This window comes from Cupriavidus sp. WGlv3 (assembly GCF_023952475.1).
GTDB classification, from domain to species: domain Bacteria; phylum Pseudomonadota; class Gammaproteobacteria; order Burkholderiales; family Burkholderiaceae; genus Cupriavidus; species Cupriavidus phytorum.
On the sequence record NZ_JALHRX010000008.1, the window covers coordinates 153,411 to 168,093 of the forward strand.

Annotated in this window: 12 protein-coding genes; 7 read left to right on the plus strand and 5 right to left on the minus strand. The window is 66.9% G+C overall.

Annotated features, from left to right (window positions below; translation table 11 throughout):
* Positions 1-143: 143 nt before the first annotated feature.
* The gene (locus MKD38_RS15655) at positions 144-1,115 is read right to left on the minus strand and encodes an NAD-dependent epimerase/dehydratase family protein (protein WP_252678087.1); all 972 of its coding nucleotides are present in this window, start codon (positions 1,113-1,115) and stop codon (positions 144-146) included.
* Between the two features lie 113 nt (positions 1,116-1,228).
* Here MKD38_RS15655 and MKD38_RS15660 point away from each other — a divergent pair, with 113 nt between their 5' ends.
* The 3 genes from MKD38_RS15660 to MKD38_RS15670 all read left to right on the plus strand — a co-directional run bounded on the left by MKD38_RS15660 (position 1,229) and on the right by MKD38_RS15670 (position 5,674).
* Positions 1,229-2,119: a LysR family transcriptional regulator gene (locus MKD38_RS15660; RefSeq protein WP_252678088.1), complete on the plus strand. Its 891-nt coding sequence runs from the start codon at positions 1,229-1,231 to the stop codon at positions 2,117-2,119.
* An 83-nt stretch (positions 2,120-2,202) separates the two neighbouring features.
* Positions 2,203-3,345 carry a mechanosensitive ion channel family protein gene (locus MKD38_RS15665; RefSeq protein ID WP_252678089.1) on the plus strand — a complete coding sequence of 381 codons (1,143 nt, stop codon included), beginning with the start codon at positions 2,203-2,205 and terminating at the stop codon, positions 3,343-3,345.
* Positions 3,346-3,508: 163 nt separating this feature from the next.
* The gene (locus MKD38_RS15670) at positions 3,509-5,674 is read left to right on the plus strand and encodes an alpha/beta hydrolase domain-containing protein (protein ID WP_252678090.1); all 2,166 of its coding nucleotides are present in this window, start codon (positions 3,509-3,511) and stop codon (positions 5,672-5,674) included.
* Positions 5,675-5,863: 189 nt separating this feature from the next.
* Here MKD38_RS15670 and MKD38_RS15675 read toward each other — a convergent pair whose 3' ends face one another.
* Complete coding sequence (locus tag MKD38_RS15675) at positions 5,864-6,871, minus strand: LysR family transcriptional regulator (RefSeq protein WP_252678091.1); 1,008 nt, start codon at positions 6,869-6,871, stop codon at positions 5,864-5,866.
* A 170-nt stretch (positions 6,872-7,041) separates the two neighbouring features.
* On the opposite strand from MKD38_RS15675, the gene MKD38_RS15680 reads away from it, so the two are divergent.
* The 3 genes from MKD38_RS15680 to MKD38_RS15690 are packed head-to-tail and all read left to right on the plus strand — an operon-like array spanning position 7,042 to position 10,586.
* Positions 7,042-8,028, plus strand: coding sequence for a Bug family tripartite tricarboxylate transporter substrate binding protein (locus MKD38_RS15680; protein WP_252678092.1), 987 nt, complete (start codon positions 7,042-7,044; stop codon positions 8,026-8,028).
* 26 nt (positions 8,029-8,054) lie between these two features.
* Positions 8,055-9,554: a M81 family metallopeptidase gene (locus MKD38_RS15685; protein ID WP_252678094.1), complete on the plus strand. Its 1,500-nt coding sequence runs from the start codon at positions 8,055-8,057 to the stop codon at positions 9,552-9,554.
* A gap of 33 nt (positions 9,555-9,587) precedes the next feature.
* The gene (locus MKD38_RS15690) at positions 9,588-10,586 is read left to right on the plus strand and encodes a tripartite tricarboxylate transporter substrate-binding protein (RefSeq protein WP_252678096.1); all 999 of its coding nucleotides are present in this window, start codon (positions 9,588-9,590) and stop codon (positions 10,584-10,586) included.
* 42 nt (positions 10,587-10,628) lie between these two features.
* On the opposite strand, the gene MKD38_RS15695 is transcribed toward MKD38_RS15690, so the two are convergent.
* Genes MKD38_RS15695 through MKD38_RS15705 form a run of 3 tightly spaced genes read right to left on the minus strand, consistent with a single transcriptional unit; the run spans position 10,629 to position 12,695 of the window.
* Positions 10,629-11,264 carry a uracil-DNA glycosylase family protein gene (locus tag MKD38_RS15695; protein ID WP_252678098.1) on the minus strand — a complete coding sequence of 212 codons (636 nt, stop codon included), beginning with the start codon at positions 11,262-11,264 and terminating at the stop codon, positions 10,629-10,631.
* A gap of 55 nt (positions 11,265-11,319) precedes the next feature.
* Positions 11,320-11,970: a hypothetical protein gene (locus tag MKD38_RS15700; RefSeq protein WP_252678100.1), complete on the minus strand. Its 651-nt coding sequence runs from the start codon at positions 11,968-11,970 to the stop codon at positions 11,320-11,322.
* 47 nt (positions 11,971-12,017) lie between these two features.
* Positions 12,018-12,695, minus strand: coding sequence for a hypothetical protein (locus MKD38_RS15705; RefSeq protein WP_252678102.1), 678 nt, complete (start codon positions 12,693-12,695; stop codon positions 12,018-12,020).
* 486 nt (positions 12,696-13,181) lie between these two features.
* Between MKD38_RS15705 and MKD38_RS15710 the strand changes: the two genes are divergently transcribed.
* On the plus strand, positions 13,182-14,678 hold the full coding sequence (locus tag MKD38_RS15710; protein WP_252678104.1) for a PQQ-dependent sugar dehydrogenase: 1,497 nt from the start codon (positions 13,182-13,184) through the stop codon (positions 14,676-14,678).
* Positions 14,679-14,683: the final 5 nt, after the last annotated feature.

Genomic DNA, 14,683 nt, shown 5'->3' on the forward strand with positions numbered 1-14,683 from the left:
GGCCTTGTTGCGCGCCGACGAGTTCAGCGCTGTAACCGGTGGCTGGTTTCCGATGATGACTGTTTATCCGGCTTAAATGGTAGACCTTGTTCGGGCCGATTACGACGTGACCCTGGCTTCGCAGAGGCCTGCGTACCAACAGTTCAGGCTGAAGCTTCGGTCGCGGACCTGGGGTTCCGCACCGCGGCCAGCGTCTGACGAATGCCCTCCGCGTAGGGTGTCTTGCGAATCGGCCCGAGCAGCCGTTGCAGCGCCGAGTCGTCCAGGATCAGCGGGTCGGTCATCAGGTAATGCATCTCGACCAGTTCGCGCATGAACGGGTTGAACAGACCCAGCAGGCGCAGCATCGCCTTGCCGGCGACGCGCAGCTTCAGCGGCCGCCCCGTCTGTCGTTCCATTTCCAAGACAAGGTCATGTTGTGTCGTGACGCCGGCACCGGCAAGGTGCCAGATCTTGCCGAAGGCGGCCGGCGTGTCGATCAGCCGGGCGACCACCGGTCCCACGTCGGGCACATAGACGAACTCATGCGGCCGGTCGATCGGCCCGATCAGGTCGGCCGTGCCGCCATTCACGGCCGCCTGCGCGGCGCGGTGCAGCAGGCTGGCTTCCACGCCAGGGCCGTAGAAGTCGGGCAGCCGCAGCACCGTCGCATGGATCTGCCCTCTGGCGTCGGCCTGCATCAGCAGGTCTTCCTGCGCCTTGCGCATGCGGCCCTTGAATGTGTGGGGCTGGCGCGGATGGTCTTCGCGAACCGGGTTGCCGGTCTGCACGCGGCCATAGGGGTACACCGTGCCGATCAGGATGAATTGCTTGACGCCAACGGCTATGGCGGCATCCAGGGTCTTGCGCATCAGCCCGGGGTGTAGCTGGAACTGCCAGTAGTTGACCCCGACCATGTAGATCAGCGTCTCGATGCCGCTGGCAGCGGCCTGCACCGAGGCCGGCGAATCCGGGTCCCAGGCAGCGATCTCGGCGAGCGGGTCGCCCCCGAATGCCTGGCGCAGGCGTGCTTCGTTGCGGCCGACCACGCGATACGGCTGTCCCTTGCTGCGCAATGCGGCGGCCACGCTGTGGCCAATTGCGCCGGCTGCGCCGAACAGAGCGACACTGGGCATGGTGATTTCTCCTTGTGGGTATTACTGGTTTTGCGATTGCACTCAGTTTGCAAACTCCGGTGCCAAAAGGAAATTCCCTATAATCGCGTGGTCGCTAAACAAAAATGTATAGGATGCTCAACAGCGAACCTAACTGGGAGTGGTACCGGACTTTTCTTCATGTGCTGGAAACCGGCTCGCTGTCCGCCGCCGGGCGCGCGATGGGCCTGACGCAGCCGACCGTGGGCCGGCACATCGACAGCCTTGAGGCCGCCCTGGGGCTGAAGCTCTTTACCCGCTCTTTCGACGGATTCGCGCCCACCGACGCCGCGCACGAGCTGAGACCCTATGCGGCTGGCATCGCTGCGACGGCAGCGGCAATGCGGCGGGTGGCCAGCGGCCACGGCTCGGGCGTGCGCGGCACGGTCCGGGTGTCGGCCAGCGAGGTCATCGGCGTCGAAGTGCTTCCACCGATACTCACGGCACTGCGCGATGCGCATCCGGAGCTGGAGATCGAGCTGGTCCTGTCGAACCAGGTGGACGACCTGCTGCGTCGCGAGGCGGACATCGCGGTGCGAATGTTCCGGCCGGAACAGGAGGCGCTGGTGGCCCAGCATGTGGGCGGGATCGAGCTGGGCCTGCATGCCCATCACAGCTATCTGGCAGCCCGTGGCGTGCCCCAATCGCTGGACGAGCTGTCCGGCTTCACGCTGATCGGCTTCGACCAGGAAAGCGCATATATCCGCCGTCTGCAGGAACAGTTCCAGGCGTTCTCGCGCGACAGTCTGGCGTTTCGCGCCGACAGCGACCTGGCGCAGCTCGGCGCGATACGGGCAGGGTTCGGCATCGGCGTGTGCCAGTCGGCGCTGGCGGCGCGGGACAAGCGGCTGGTCCGGATCCTGCAACATCAGTTCTCCGTGACGATGGATACCTGGGTCGCCATGCACGAGGACCTGCGCGGCAGTGCCCGATGTGCGGTGACGTTTGCCGCGCTGGCTTCGGGCTTGCGTGCCTACGCCGGATGAGGAACGTCCGAAGGCGGAAACTTCCGCCCGCTCGTCGTGTCGCTACCTCCATAGTCGCGCAACCCCAATGAAACAAGACGCCCATGAGCCTTCCCACCCTTATCGATCACCCGTGGTTCGGCACATGGGCGGCGGCTCTGATCGCTGTCATCGCGGCGCTGATCGCGCATCGCCTTGGCGGGCTGCTGCTGTTGCGGATCACCCGGACCGCGCCGGTGCTGCATGCCATCGTGATCAAGTCACGCGCCCCATCGAAGGCAGTCTTGCCGCTGCTGGCGTTGCAGACGGCCTGGCAGGCCGCGCCCAACGATCTGCGCTGGATCGACAGCGTGCGGCATTTCAACGGGCTGCTGATGATCGTCGCGACCACCTGGCTTGCGGCGCGCATGATCGCGGGGTTTGCGCAAGGGGTGCTGGACCGGCACCCTGTCGATGTGGAGGACAACGTGGGTGCGCGGCGCATCCACACCCAGACCCGCGTGCTGTCGCGCATTGCGATGACGCTGGTCGTGGTGATGGGCGCGGCAATGCTGCTGATGACGTTTCCGGGGGCGCGGCAAGTCGGCGCCAGCTTGCTGGCCTCGGCGGGCGTGGTCGGGCTGATTGCGGGCTTTGCGGCCAAGCCGGTGTTCAGCAATATGATCGCCGGACTCCAACTCGCGCTGACCCAGCCGATCCGGCTCGATGACGTACTGATCGTCGAAGGGGAGTGGGGCCGTGTGGAGGAGATTACCGGTACCTACGTCGTGCTCCGGATATGGGACGACCGCCGTCTGATCATCCCGCTGCAGTATTTCATCGAGAAGCCGTTCCAGAACTGGACCCGCAACAATGCGCAGCTGCTGGGATCCGTGTTCTTTCACGTGGACTACGGCATGCCGCTGGCACCGTTGCGCAAGGAACTGGAGCGCATCGTCCATGCAGCGCCCGAGTGGGACCGTCGCTTCTTCAACCTGGTGGTCACCGATGCCACCGAGCGCACCATGCAGATACGCGTACTGTGCACCGCGGCCTCGTCCGGGCTGGCGTGGGACTTGCGCTGTGTGGTGCGCGAAGGACTGATCGACTTCATGCAGCGCGAGTTTCCGCAGTTCCTGCCGCGGCTGCGAATCGAAGGCGAGGGCCCGGCGCAGCATGGCGGCGCACGTCATCTGCATGGCGCTGCCGCGCGTTCCCGGGATGGCGTGGAAGGCATTGCCGAAGCTGAGCGCAGCGCAGCGCTGTGAAGGTAAGGACCTCACTGAACAGACCTTCCGCGATTGACCTGCGGAGTCGATAAATCCATCCAAACAATCAATTTATCAGCACAATCCAAGTCCTCTATAGTCGAGTCGCATCCCGTAATTCCGACGGGAACCATTTTTATAACGACGAGACGAGGAGACACCGATGGAAGCACGTGCACTCGGGCGGCACGCGATGGCGCTCGCCCTGGGCGGCGCCACGGCCATCTTGCTGTTGGCCGGATGTGGTGGTGGCGATGGCGGTGGGGGCGGTGGTTCAGGTGGTGGCGGCACACCACCGCAGACGCGCACGCCCGCACTGACACTGAAGATCACCGGCACGCAGGACTTCGCCGGCAGCTACGGCAGCGTGGGCCAGTATGAGCAGGTGACGGGCACTATCACCGGCGAGGTCGATCCCAAGGATCCCAAGAATGCGATCATCCAGGACCTGGGCCTGGCGCCGGTCAATACCAATGGCATGGTCGAGTACACGACCGATTTTGTCATGCTCAAGCCCAAGGACATGGGCAAGGCGGGCGGTGTGCTGCGCTACGACGCGCCGAACCGCGGCAACATTTTGACCATGCCGAACCCGGGCACGACGCCCGGCGACGCCGTCTATTTCGAGCGCGGCTACGTGTTCCTCTATTCGGCTTGGCAAGGCGATGTGCCCAAGTCGAACCCGGCGCGCCTGACCGTCACCGTGCCGGTGGCGAAGAATGCCGACGGCACTTCCATCACAGGCCCGTATCGCGCCGAGCTGGTGCCGACCACGGCAACCGCCTCGATGTCGCTGCCCGGCGGCGTGTTCAATGGCTCGATGATCCCCTACGTGCCGGCCAGCCTCGACAATACCCAGCCCGGCTACGCGCTGACCCGGCGCATCAACGAGACCGACGCCCGCGTAGCGATTCCCGCCAGCGACTGGAAATTCGCCAGGTGCGATGGTGCCAACCCGTTCCCCGGCACCGCCGATCCGGCCAGCATCTGCCTGCGCGGCGGCTTCGATCCGCAGTATCTCTATGAACTGGTCTACGTGGCGAAGGACCCGAAGGTGATGGGCGTGGGCCTGGCCGCGCTGCGCGATGTCGTCAGCTTCTTCCGCAACAAGGCCGTCGACAGCGTCGGTACGCCGAACCCGATCGCCGGCCGCATCCGGCATGCCATCGGGCAGGGCACGTCGCAGTCGGGCAATGCGATGAAGACGTTCCTGCATCTGGGCTTCAACCAGGCGCTCGATGGTTCGACGGTGTTCGACGGCATCTACGCCCACGTGGCCGCGCGCCAGACCAATATCAACACGCGTTTTGCCGTGCCGGGCGGCGGTGGCGGGCTGCGCACCGACCATACCGCGTTCGGGCAGACTGCGCCGCGCGCGCTGGACAAGGACTATGTCGACGATGTCGCCGGGACGACCGGCGGCGTGATGAAGCGCTGCGCGGCCACCAGCACCTGCCCGAAGTTCTTCCTCGGCTTGTCCGGCACCGAGTTCTGGCAACTGCAGGGCTCGCCGGTACTGACCGACGCCAACGGCTTCACCGACCTGAAGCAGCCCGACAACGCCCGCATCTACTACTACGCAGGCGCCCAGCACGGCGGCCCGGGCGGCACGGCCAGCATCAACTATGTGCCGACCCGCAACGTCTATCCTGCCGGCACCGTCATTCATTTCAACGACACTTTCCGCGCGCTGTTCCTCGATCTGGAGGATTGGGTGGTGCGCGACACGGCGCCGCCGCCGAGCCAGGTGCCGGCGTTAGCCGACGGCACGCTGGTGCGGCCTTCGGCGCTGACGGTGCCGGTGATGAAAGGGCTGACGTGGCCGGTGTCCGGCGTGCAGACCGCGATTCCGGAGTTCCAGTACCTGGGCCGTTACAACGGCTACCCGCTGCTGGACTTCGGCTCGCAGTACCGGCGCGAGGATGAATCGGGCATCGCGTCGGTCCTGCCTCCCGCCTATCTGAACCGCGACTACGCAATCCTGGTGCCGCAGCTCGATGCCTCGACCGGCATTCCGCGTGCCGGCATCCGCAGCGTGGAAGCACGCGCGCCGATCGGCACCAGTCTGGAGTTCAACTACGTGGCGACGCCGGGGATCGTCGACTTGTCCAACCTGACAGGCGCGTTTATCCCGTTCCACAAGACCGAGGCGGCGCGCCAGGCCGCGGGGGACAGCAGGCCGTCGCTGGAGTCGCTGTATACGAACCAGGCCGGATATGTCGCGGCGGTTACGGCTGCGACTAATGAACTGGTGGCGCAGCGCTTCCTGCTGCAGCGCGATGCTGATGCGATCATTGCGCGCGCGGTGGCGAATCCTGTGCTGCCGTGACGTACGGCCGCTGGTTGGCCATCTCGATCAGCATCACGCCCCCCGCCCGGCGGGTGGTTGGCGTACGATCGCGATAGGTGCCGGTCAGCGGCGCCGTCCGTTCGACGCGGTTTGCCGCCAGTGCAGGGGCGGCGAAGGAGATGGCGGCGGTGCTGTGCCCGCACTGAGCGGAGCCGCAAGGCTCCCCGCTCAGCGCTTGCGAGCGGCAGCCGCCGCCACCGCGCGCGCGGCCAGCAACGGCACCGGCTCGGCCATGAAAACCTCGCTGGCGCGGTCCATGACTAGCTCGCGAAACAGGCGAGCCGGCGTGCGCGGCGTGAGTTCGCCGTTCCACACTGCCACCACCGGCTCCACGCGGCTGCCGAGTTCGAAGCGAAGCACCCTTCCCACCTTGGCCAGGGTGAGCTGCGCGGCGATGCGCTCCGGAAACACCGCCAGGAAATGACCCGCCTGCAACAGGCTGGCCGTGGCGGCCACATCGCTGGTGCGGATGCCAAGCGTGGGCACTGGGGCGTCCAGCGCCTGGAACGCCGAATGCAGCAAGTGAAGCATGCGCGAGCCGGCCACCGGAATACACCATTGCTGTCCGGACAGTTCACGTGCCGTCAGCTTGCGGCGCGTCAGCAGCGGATGGTCCTGGCTGGCGACGATCACCACCTTCTGTGCCGGGACCACTGGCGCCGCGCGCAGCGCGGGTAGCGACAGGCGCGGATCGTCATAGGCGAACAGCAGATCCAGCGAGCCATCCACAAGCTGATCCGCCAGTTCGCCGATGCCGCCTTCGATCACGCTGATCTCCACGCGCGGGTGATCCCGGTAGAAGTCGCTCATCGCCCGTGCCAGGAAGGGCTGCACCGACATCGTCCGGAACGCGATGCGCAACGCCCCCTGGCTGCCGGCGCGCACCGCCTCCAGCGATTCGGCGAGCCGTTCCAGCTGCGCCAGCAAGACCGCCGCATGCGCCGCCATCTCCCTGCCGGGATCGGTCAGCCGCAGGCCGCGGCGGCTGCGCTCGAACAGTGGCATGCCCACGATGTCTTCGATCTCGGCCAGTGTCTTGGACACCGCGGCGGGGCTGACATGGAAGCGCACGGCGACCGCGGCGGCGGTCTGCATTTCGCTCAACGCCAGCATGATGCGCAGATGCCGCAGCTTGAGGCGGCCAAGCAGGGTATGGGCGAAGGTTTCGGCGGGCATGGCAGGCGACGCTTCGGCGGGGTTGAATGGCTCATTTTATGAGTTAACCATCTGATTAACAAACAGCGAGTTTTATTCGCTTTTGCTATCGGAACCGATCCCATATAGTCGGCGCATCACCTGATTCATTCCAGGCCATCACAAGGCAATCAGACCTCAGGAGGAGACCCATGGAAGCAGTATGCCGTTTGCGCTCGACCATGCGCTGCATGCTTGCCGGCGCAGCCTTGCTAACGGCCACTTGCGCAAGCGCTGCGACCGCGTGGCCCGACCGGCCGCTGCGCCTGGTCGTGCCGTTCCCGGCCGGCGGTTCCTACGACATCATTGGCCGCACGCTCGCGCGCAAGCTGGAACAGCGGCTGGGGCAGCCGGTGGTGGTGGAAAACATCGCTGGCGGCGCGACCGTGCCGGGCGTGTCGTCAGTGCTCAAGGAGAAGGCCGACGGCAATACCCTGCTGCTGGCCAGCGACGGCACCCTCAGTATCAATCCGTACACGATCAAGGGCCTGCGCTATCGGCCCGATGACCTGACGCCGGTGACCATCGTCAGCACCGTGCCGCACTGGATCATCACGCGCGCCGACCGCAAGGAGACCACGCTGAGTGAACTGAAAAGGCATATCCAGCGCAATCCAGGCAAGGTGTCGATCAGCATCAACGTCGTCGCGGGGGCCGCCCACCTCGGCCTGGCCGACTGGAAGCGCCGCAATGGCCTGGACTTCACCATCGTTCCGTACCGCGGCTCGCCGCCCGCCATGGCGGATCTGATTGGCGGCCAGACTTATGCCCATGTCGATGTGATCGGCTCTTCGGTCAACTACGTACAGGATGGCAAGGCCAGGCCCCTGGCCGTGCTGCAGGCGGAGCCGGTTACGCAGTTTTCCGCCCTCGCAACGCAGAGGGCGGGTGGCGCGGATGCACTGCAGGTACGCGGCAACCTGGCGCTGGTGGTCAAGACGGGTACGCCGGCCCCGGTCATCGACCGGCTCTACCAGGAAGTGAAGGCCAGCGTGCATGAAGCGGACTTCGCCGCACGCCTGAAGACGCTTGCCTACGAGCCGGTACTTTCCACCCCCGAGCAGGCCCGCCGCTTCCTGCAAGCCGAAACGATCCGCTACGGCGCCATTGCACGCGCGGTCGATCTCGAATCCAACTGAACCTTTCACGCTGTCGGAGCCAGTCCATGCGCTTTGTCATTGCCCTGATGCGGCATGAAACCAATACCTTTTCGCCGATTACCACGCCACTGAGCTCCTTCAACCGCGGCAGCACTGATGGCCCGCTTTACGGCGACGACGCAGTGCGCGCCTGTCAGGGCACCAACAGCGCCGCGGCCGCATTCATCGATATCGCTCGGCGCCAGGGCGACGAATTCGTGATGCCATTGATGGCGAACGCAGTGCCTAGCGGCATGGTCACGGCCGAAGCGTTCGAGTCGATGGCGGGCACCATCGTGGAGGCGGTACGCGCGGGCTGCGATGCGGTGATGCTGGACCTGCATGGCGCCATGGTGGCCGAGGGTTATCCGGATGCCGAAGGCGAGTTGCTGGCCCGCATACGCGCCGTCGCGCCGCAGACGCCGATCGCGGTATCGCTCGATTTCCACGCCAACTTCAGCGCTGCACTGGTCGACAATGCGACCGTGATCGCCGGCTACTGCACCTATCCCCACGTGGACGTGTATGAGACCGGCGCACGCGCCGCCCGTACCCTGATGGCGGCGTTGCGAGGCGAGGCCCGCCCGGTGTTGCTGTGGCGCACGCTGCCGATGCTGACTCACATGCTGCGCCAGACCCCGCGCGCGCAACCCATGAAGGACATCATGGAGCGTGCGATGACGGCCGAGCGCGATGGCGAGGTGCTCAACGCGTCGGTGTTCGGTGGCTTTCCGCTTGCCGATATCCCGCATACGGGCCTGGCAGTGGTGATCGTGGCTGAGACCACCAGAATCGAAGCGGGCCGGCGCTTGCTCGACGAGCTCTGCGGCATGGCGTGGGAACGCCGGGCTGATTTCGTCTTCCCGATCGAGCCGATGGCAGAATCCATCGCGCGCGCCAGGACGCTCCCGCAAGGTCCGGTCGTGCTGGTGGATCATGGCGACAACTGTGGTGCAGGCGGGCCAACGGACGAAATGACGGTGTTGGGCGAAGTCCTGCGCCAGGGGCTCGAAGGCGTGGTCGCCGGGCCGTTCTGGGATCCGGGTGCCGTGGTGGAATTGATTGCCGCCGGCGTAGGGCAGTCCGTCACGCTCGATGTGGGCGGCAAGACCGACATGCCGGCGCTGGACCTGAAGGGCCGCCCGCTGAGATTGACCGGCCGGGTGCAGTGCATTACCGACGGCAACTATCAGGTCACCGGCCCGATGTTCACGGGCATGAAACTGAGCCTGGGTCGCACCGTGGTGCTGGATGTCGCGGGGACGTTGGTGGTGATCTGCGAAAAACCGCAGGAGCCGTTCGATACCGGCGTGTTCACGCACGCGGGCATCGACCTGTCGCGCCGCAAGTACATCCTGATCAAGTCGCGCCAGCATTTCCGCGCCGGGTTCGAGCCGATCGCCAGCGAGATCGTGCTGGTGGCCGGCCCCGGTGTCTGCAGCTCCGACTACAGCCAGTTTCCGTTCCGCAACCTGCGCCGCCCCATCTATCCACTGGAAGCGCACACTGAGCTGGATGCCGCCTGAGCGCAGCGGCCCCCGTCAACTGGAGTGACCCGCATGCAATTTCCGAATCCCTTGCAACGGCTGGCCCCCGCGCTGGCATTGGCTCTGGCCCTGGGTATCAGTGCCGCTCCCGCCATGGCCCGCGCCGCCAGCGGCGAAGCGCCCGTGCGCATCGTCGTCGGCTTTGCGGCCGGTGGCGCGCTCGACATTTTTGCGCGAACGCTTGCTGAAAAATTGCGGGTCTCGCTCGACACGCCTGTGCTGGTCGAGAACCGCCCGGGCGCATCGGCGCGGCTGGCACTGGAGAACGTCAAACGCGCGCCGCCGGATGGCAAGACGGTGCTGATTTCCCCCGCGCCGCCGTTCACCATCTTTCCGCTGACCTACAAGCGCCTGGCCTATGACCCCGACAAGGACCTGGTTCCGGTGGCCTACCTGGCCGACGTGCCGCTGGTGGCGTCTGCCAGCGTCAACCAGCCCTATCGGACCATGCCGGAATACCTGGCGTGGGTGAAGCGCAACCCGGACAAGGGCGGCGTCGGCCTGGTCACGCTCGGCGGCAGTATTCATTTCGGGGTGCTGTCGCTCGGAAAATCGATCGGCGTGCCATTGCTGCCCACCGCCTATCGCGGCGCCGTCATGATGCTGGCCGATGAGATCGGCGGCACGCTGCCGCTGGGGATCGATGCGGTGGGCGGGCAGATGGAACTGTACCGGGCGGGCAGGATACGGTTCCTCGGCGTCACCGGGACCCGCCGCTCGACGCTGCTGCCTGACGTGCCAACGCTGGCGGAGGCGGGCGCGCCAGGTTTCGAGGCGGCATCCGGCTGGTACTCGGCTTTTGTGCCGGCCGGGACGCCGCCGGCTGCGGTGGCGAGGATCGAGAAGGCGCTGCTCGACGCTGTCAAGGACCCCGCGGTGCGCGACAAGATGTCGGCGCTGGGCATGGAAATGAACGGCAAGCCGGGAGATTCCTTGCGCAAGCTGATCCAGACGCAGCGCGCGCAGTGGCAGCCGGCGGTCGCGGCCTCGGGCTTTACGGCCAGCGAATGAGGCCCCTCGACAGGCTACGGCGCGGCAGGTATCGCATGCTGCCTAGCCTGTCGGCATATCGCCAGGCCGCAGCAACAGCCTGACCCGCTCCCGCAACATCGGCAACACCTCGCTCTCGAACCATGGATGCTGCTTGAACCACGGCTGGTTGCGCGGCGACGGGTGCGGCAGCGGTATGAAGCCTGGCGTGTAGTCCTGCCACGCCCGGACGGTTTCGGTCAGCGTCGGCTTGCGGCGCGCCCCGAGGAAATGCCGCTGCGCGTACTGCCCGACCAGCAGGGTCAGCGCGATCGACGGCAGTTGCGCCAGCAGGCGATCCATCCACAGGGGCGCGCATTCCGGGCGCGGCGGGTTGTCGCCGCCTTTGCCGCGGCCCGGATAGCACAAGCCCATCGGAATGATGGCGAATTGCGAGGCATCGCAGAAGGTGGCGTCGTCGACGCCGAGCCACTGCCGCAGCCGATCGCCGCTGGCATCGTTCCATGGAATGCCGGTCTCGTGCACGCGCGTTCCCGGCGCCTGGCCGACGATCAGGATGCGCGCGCCGGCGCCGGCGCGCACTACCGGACGCGGGCCGAGCGGCAAGTGCTGCGCGCAGGCGCGGCAGGTGCGGACCTCGGCCAGCAGGGCATCGAGCGCGGCCGGTTGGTGACGCTGGGTTTTGCGCGGTAAGTCCATTCCTGCACCCGTCCGGACAATTCGTCCTCAGTTTCGCGCGGAGCCCGCGGCCGCGTCAGAAGCTCAGCCCGATCGAGACCACGGCGATCTGGTCGTGCGCGGCGGGGTTGAACCAGTAGACCGCACCGGAGACGTGCTTCCCTTTCACTTGCGCAAACACGCCGCGCTGCAGATTGCGGCCATTGTCGGGCACACGCGTGCGCTGGGCCGCCAGGCCAAGCCGCAGCCAGTCACGGGGGCGCCAGGCCAGCTCGCTCCATGCATAGGCGTACCCGGACGGTTCGGCGTCCGGCACGTACTCGAACTCGATATAGGCATCGGCATAGCGGCCGGTCAGCGTGGCCTCGAACCCGCCCACGACGCTGTGCGTGCTGCCGGTGACCACGCCGAGGATCGGCGTGAAATCCAGCCGCAACGCATCACCCCAGCCAAGGTTGTAGCCGACGAAGAATGAGTACGCATCCATGCCTTCGTAGTTGCTGCGCGCCTCCAGATGCAGGACGCCACGCTTGGCGATGGCGATGCCCGTGACATAGGCTTCGCTGCCGCGCGGCAGGTTGAGGTAAGCCGAGACCCCGCCGCTCCACGCCGGCGCCTCCGCGGTCGTGCCGCTGTCTTCGGCGGCATGCAAGGGCAGCGGCGCGATCGCCGCTGCCAGCACCAGGCAGCGTGCGGCCTGTCGCGCAGCCAGTAGCGCGGCCCGCATGGGCGGTGGTGCCGCCGGACGTGCAGCGCTGCCTCCGGCCTGCATGGTCAGCCCCCAAGCGCGATGATGGCCATGGTCAGTGCAACCCCGACCAGCGTCATCATCGCACCCGCGATCCATCCGCCGAAGCCGGCATGGCGCCCAAGTGCGATGCCAGCCCCGAACAGCATCAGGATGGTCAGTACGCGCGATACCAGCAGCGCCGTGGAGACGTCCGCAAACACGATAAACGGCAGGGCCACCGGGAACGTCGCAAGCACCACCAGCAGGAAGATCCCGACCGCTGCCAGCAGATCCTGTACGCTCAGCGCCGGGCGCGCGGGCAGGTCGGCAGTGCGGGCGATGCGGCCTCGCATGGCTTCCAGCTCGGCATCGTCGACCAGCGTGCGCAAGGCCGGCGAAAGCGCGTCACGCAGGCGCGCGATGGCGTCGCCCGGGTCACCGGCATTGCGAACCGCCTTGACCAGGGAGAGCCTGCGTCCGCGCTCGGTCAGCGTGCGCACCAGATACATCACGGCGTCGGCCAGCCCCCAGGCCAGGTTGCAGCCCAGCGCCGTGAAGAACATCGTGCGCGGGGCATCCGCCGGCGCGCCGACGGCCGACACGGCCCCCACGAAGGTCAAGGCCATGAACAGGCCAAAGCACATCTCGCATACGCGGTCGACGGTATCGAGCAGTCGCGGCCGCGCTTCGGCCGCCTGGGGATCTACGGAAGTAGTCAGCACTGGTTGCACCCGGCAGCAACTGCCCACGGCGAAGGTCTGCGACGAAGCCGTCGCACCCCTGCCGGGGGCGACAGCATCGAGCCCGCGGCTCCCGGGCGGGCGGCTTCCCGGGGGCGCGATCAGACGGCGAAGGCGGCGCCGCCGGCACTCGCCAACCGCCGCCGCGTTTAGTGTAGGCAAAGATCCACACCGATGATAGCGGCGCATGGTGCGGAAACGACCTGTCGGAGTGTGCGTCAGCACGGCGAATCTTTAGTACGAATCCCGCGTGAAGGTGCTCCAGGCGGGCGCGGCCTGGCTGGCATCGCCCGGTTGTCCGGAATGCGCGCTTTCGAGCGGACCTGCAGTGGTTGGCCGATGCCGCGCGCATGACGTAGTTTACAAGGGCAAGGCGCCCCTGCCGCCGGCCCCGCCGGCGCAAGCCATGCGCAGCCGCGCAGCGGTCACGGCATGCCAGGCGGTGCCCCGGTCGTCCAGGAGCCAGCCATGCCCGACGCACTACGCAACGCGCTTCGCCGATTCGCCATCGCCTGCTGCTGCCTGGGCCTTGCAGCCTGCGGAGGCGGTGGTGGCGGAGGCGAAAGCGGCGGTGCGGGCGAGGCTGGCGGCGGCGGTGGCGGCGGCGGTGGTAGTGGCGGCAACGGCTCGCTGACGCTGTCGATCTCGGGCCTGCCATCCGGGACCTCGGCGGCCATCATCGTATTGGGACCGGGCCAGTTCCGCCAGGCCGTGACCCAGTCGGCCACCCTCTCCAACCTGCCGCCGGGCAGCTATACCGTCACGGCCATGAGCGTGCTCACGGGTGGCTCGCTGCGCAAGCCGCAGCCGCCGTCGCAGACCGTCGCGGTGGCCGCGGGCGCGGTGGCCCTGGCCAGCGTCGCCTATGGATCGCCGGAGTCGATGCAGTTGTCATTGACGCAGGTGCCCGGCGAGTTCTCTGCGCCGATCTTCCTGACGGCGCCCGCCGGCGATGCGCGCCTGTTCGTGGTGGAACGCGCCGGCCGTATCCGCATCGTGCGTGACGGCGCGCTGCTGGCCGCGCCGTTTCTCGATATCGAGGCGCTGACCACCACCGACGGCGAGCGCGGACTGCTGTCGATGGCATTCGATCCGGACTACGCGTCGAACGGCCGCTTCTACGTCTATTACACCGACACCGCCGGCGCCATCACCATCGCCCGCTACCAGGTCTCGGCCGCCAACCCGGATCTCGCCGACAACGCTGGCACGGTGCTGCTGTCGATCCCCCATCCAACCTTCTCCAACCATAACGGTGGCCAGCTCGCGTTCGGCCCCGACCGCATGCTCTATATCGGCACGGGCGACGGCGGCGGTGGCGGCGACCCGGCGGGCAACGCGCAGAACGCGGCGACGCTGCTCGGCAAGATGCTGCGCATCGATGTCAGCGGCGCGGCGGGCTACGGCGTGCCGGCCGGCAACCCGTTGCTCGGCCAGTCCGGCAGCCGCGACGAGATCTGGGCGCTCGGGCTGCGCAACCCGTGGCGGTTCTCGTTCGACGCCGGGTCACTGTATATCGCCGATGTCGGCCAGGAGCAGCGCGAGGAAGTCGACGTGGCACTGTCCACCAGCGCGGGCCTGAACTACGGCTGGAACCTGACCGAGGGCAGCGCGTGCGTGGGCGCCGCCACCTGCGACAAGAGCGGACTGACCATGCCCGTGTTCGAGTACGGCCACGAGGCCGGCGGCTGTGCCATCGTCGGCGGCTACGTGTATCGCGGCAGTGCCAGCCCGGCGCTGCAGGGGCGCTACTTCTATTCCGATCTGTGCACCGGCAAGCTGCAGAGCTTCGTGTACCGCGATGGCGCCGCCACCGAGCCGGTCGACTGGAACGTCACGGTGCCGGGCAGCGTGTTCTCGTTCGGCGTGGATGGCGCGCAGGCGCTCTATGTGATGGCCGATCCGGGCACGTCCGCAAACAGCGGGCGGGTCTACCGGATCGATGCCTCGGGCGGCGCGCCTTGATGCCT

Bases quoted from the DNA above. Each gene is read 5' to 3' on its own strand.
- MKD38_RS15655 (WP_252678087.1), bottom strand. From the start codon at position 1,115: ATGCCCAGTGTCGCTCTGTTCGGCGCAGCCGGCGCAATTGGCCACAGC.
- MKD38_RS15660 (WP_252678088.1), top strand. From the start codon at position 1,229: ATGCTCAACAGCGAACCTAACTGGGAGTGGTACCGGACTTTTCTTCAT.
- MKD38_RS15665 (WP_252678089.1), top strand. From the start codon at position 2,203: ATGAGCCTTCCCACCCTTATCGATCACCCGTGGTTCGGCACATGGGCG.
- MKD38_RS15670 (WP_252678090.1), top strand. From the start codon at position 3,509: ATGGAAGCACGTGCACTCGGGCGGCACGCGATGGCGCTCGCCCTGGGC.
- MKD38_RS15675 (WP_252678091.1), bottom strand. From the start codon at position 6,871: ATGCCCGCCGAAACCTTCGCCCATACCCTGCTTGGCCGCCTCAAGCTG.
- MKD38_RS15680 (WP_252678092.1), top strand. From the start codon at position 7,042: ATGGAAGCAGTATGCCGTTTGCGCTCGACCATGCGCTGCATGCTTGCC.
- MKD38_RS15685 (WP_252678094.1), top strand. From the start codon at position 8,055: ATGCGCTTTGTCATTGCCCTGATGCGGCATGAAACCAATACCTTTTCG.
- MKD38_RS15690 (WP_252678096.1), top strand. From the start codon at position 9,588: ATGCAATTTCCGAATCCCTTGCAACGGCTGGCCCCCGCGCTGGCATTG.
- MKD38_RS15695 (WP_252678098.1), bottom strand. From the start codon at position 11,264: ATGGACTTACCGCGCAAAACCCAGCGTCACCAACCGGCCGCGCTCGAT.
- MKD38_RS15700 (WP_252678100.1), bottom strand. From the start codon at position 11,970: ATGCGGGCCGCGCTACTGGCTGCGCGACAGGCCGCACGCTGCCTGGTG.
- MKD38_RS15710 (WP_252678104.1), top strand. From the start codon at position 13,182: ATGCCCGACGCACTACGCAACGCGCTTCGCCGATTCGCCATCGCCTGC.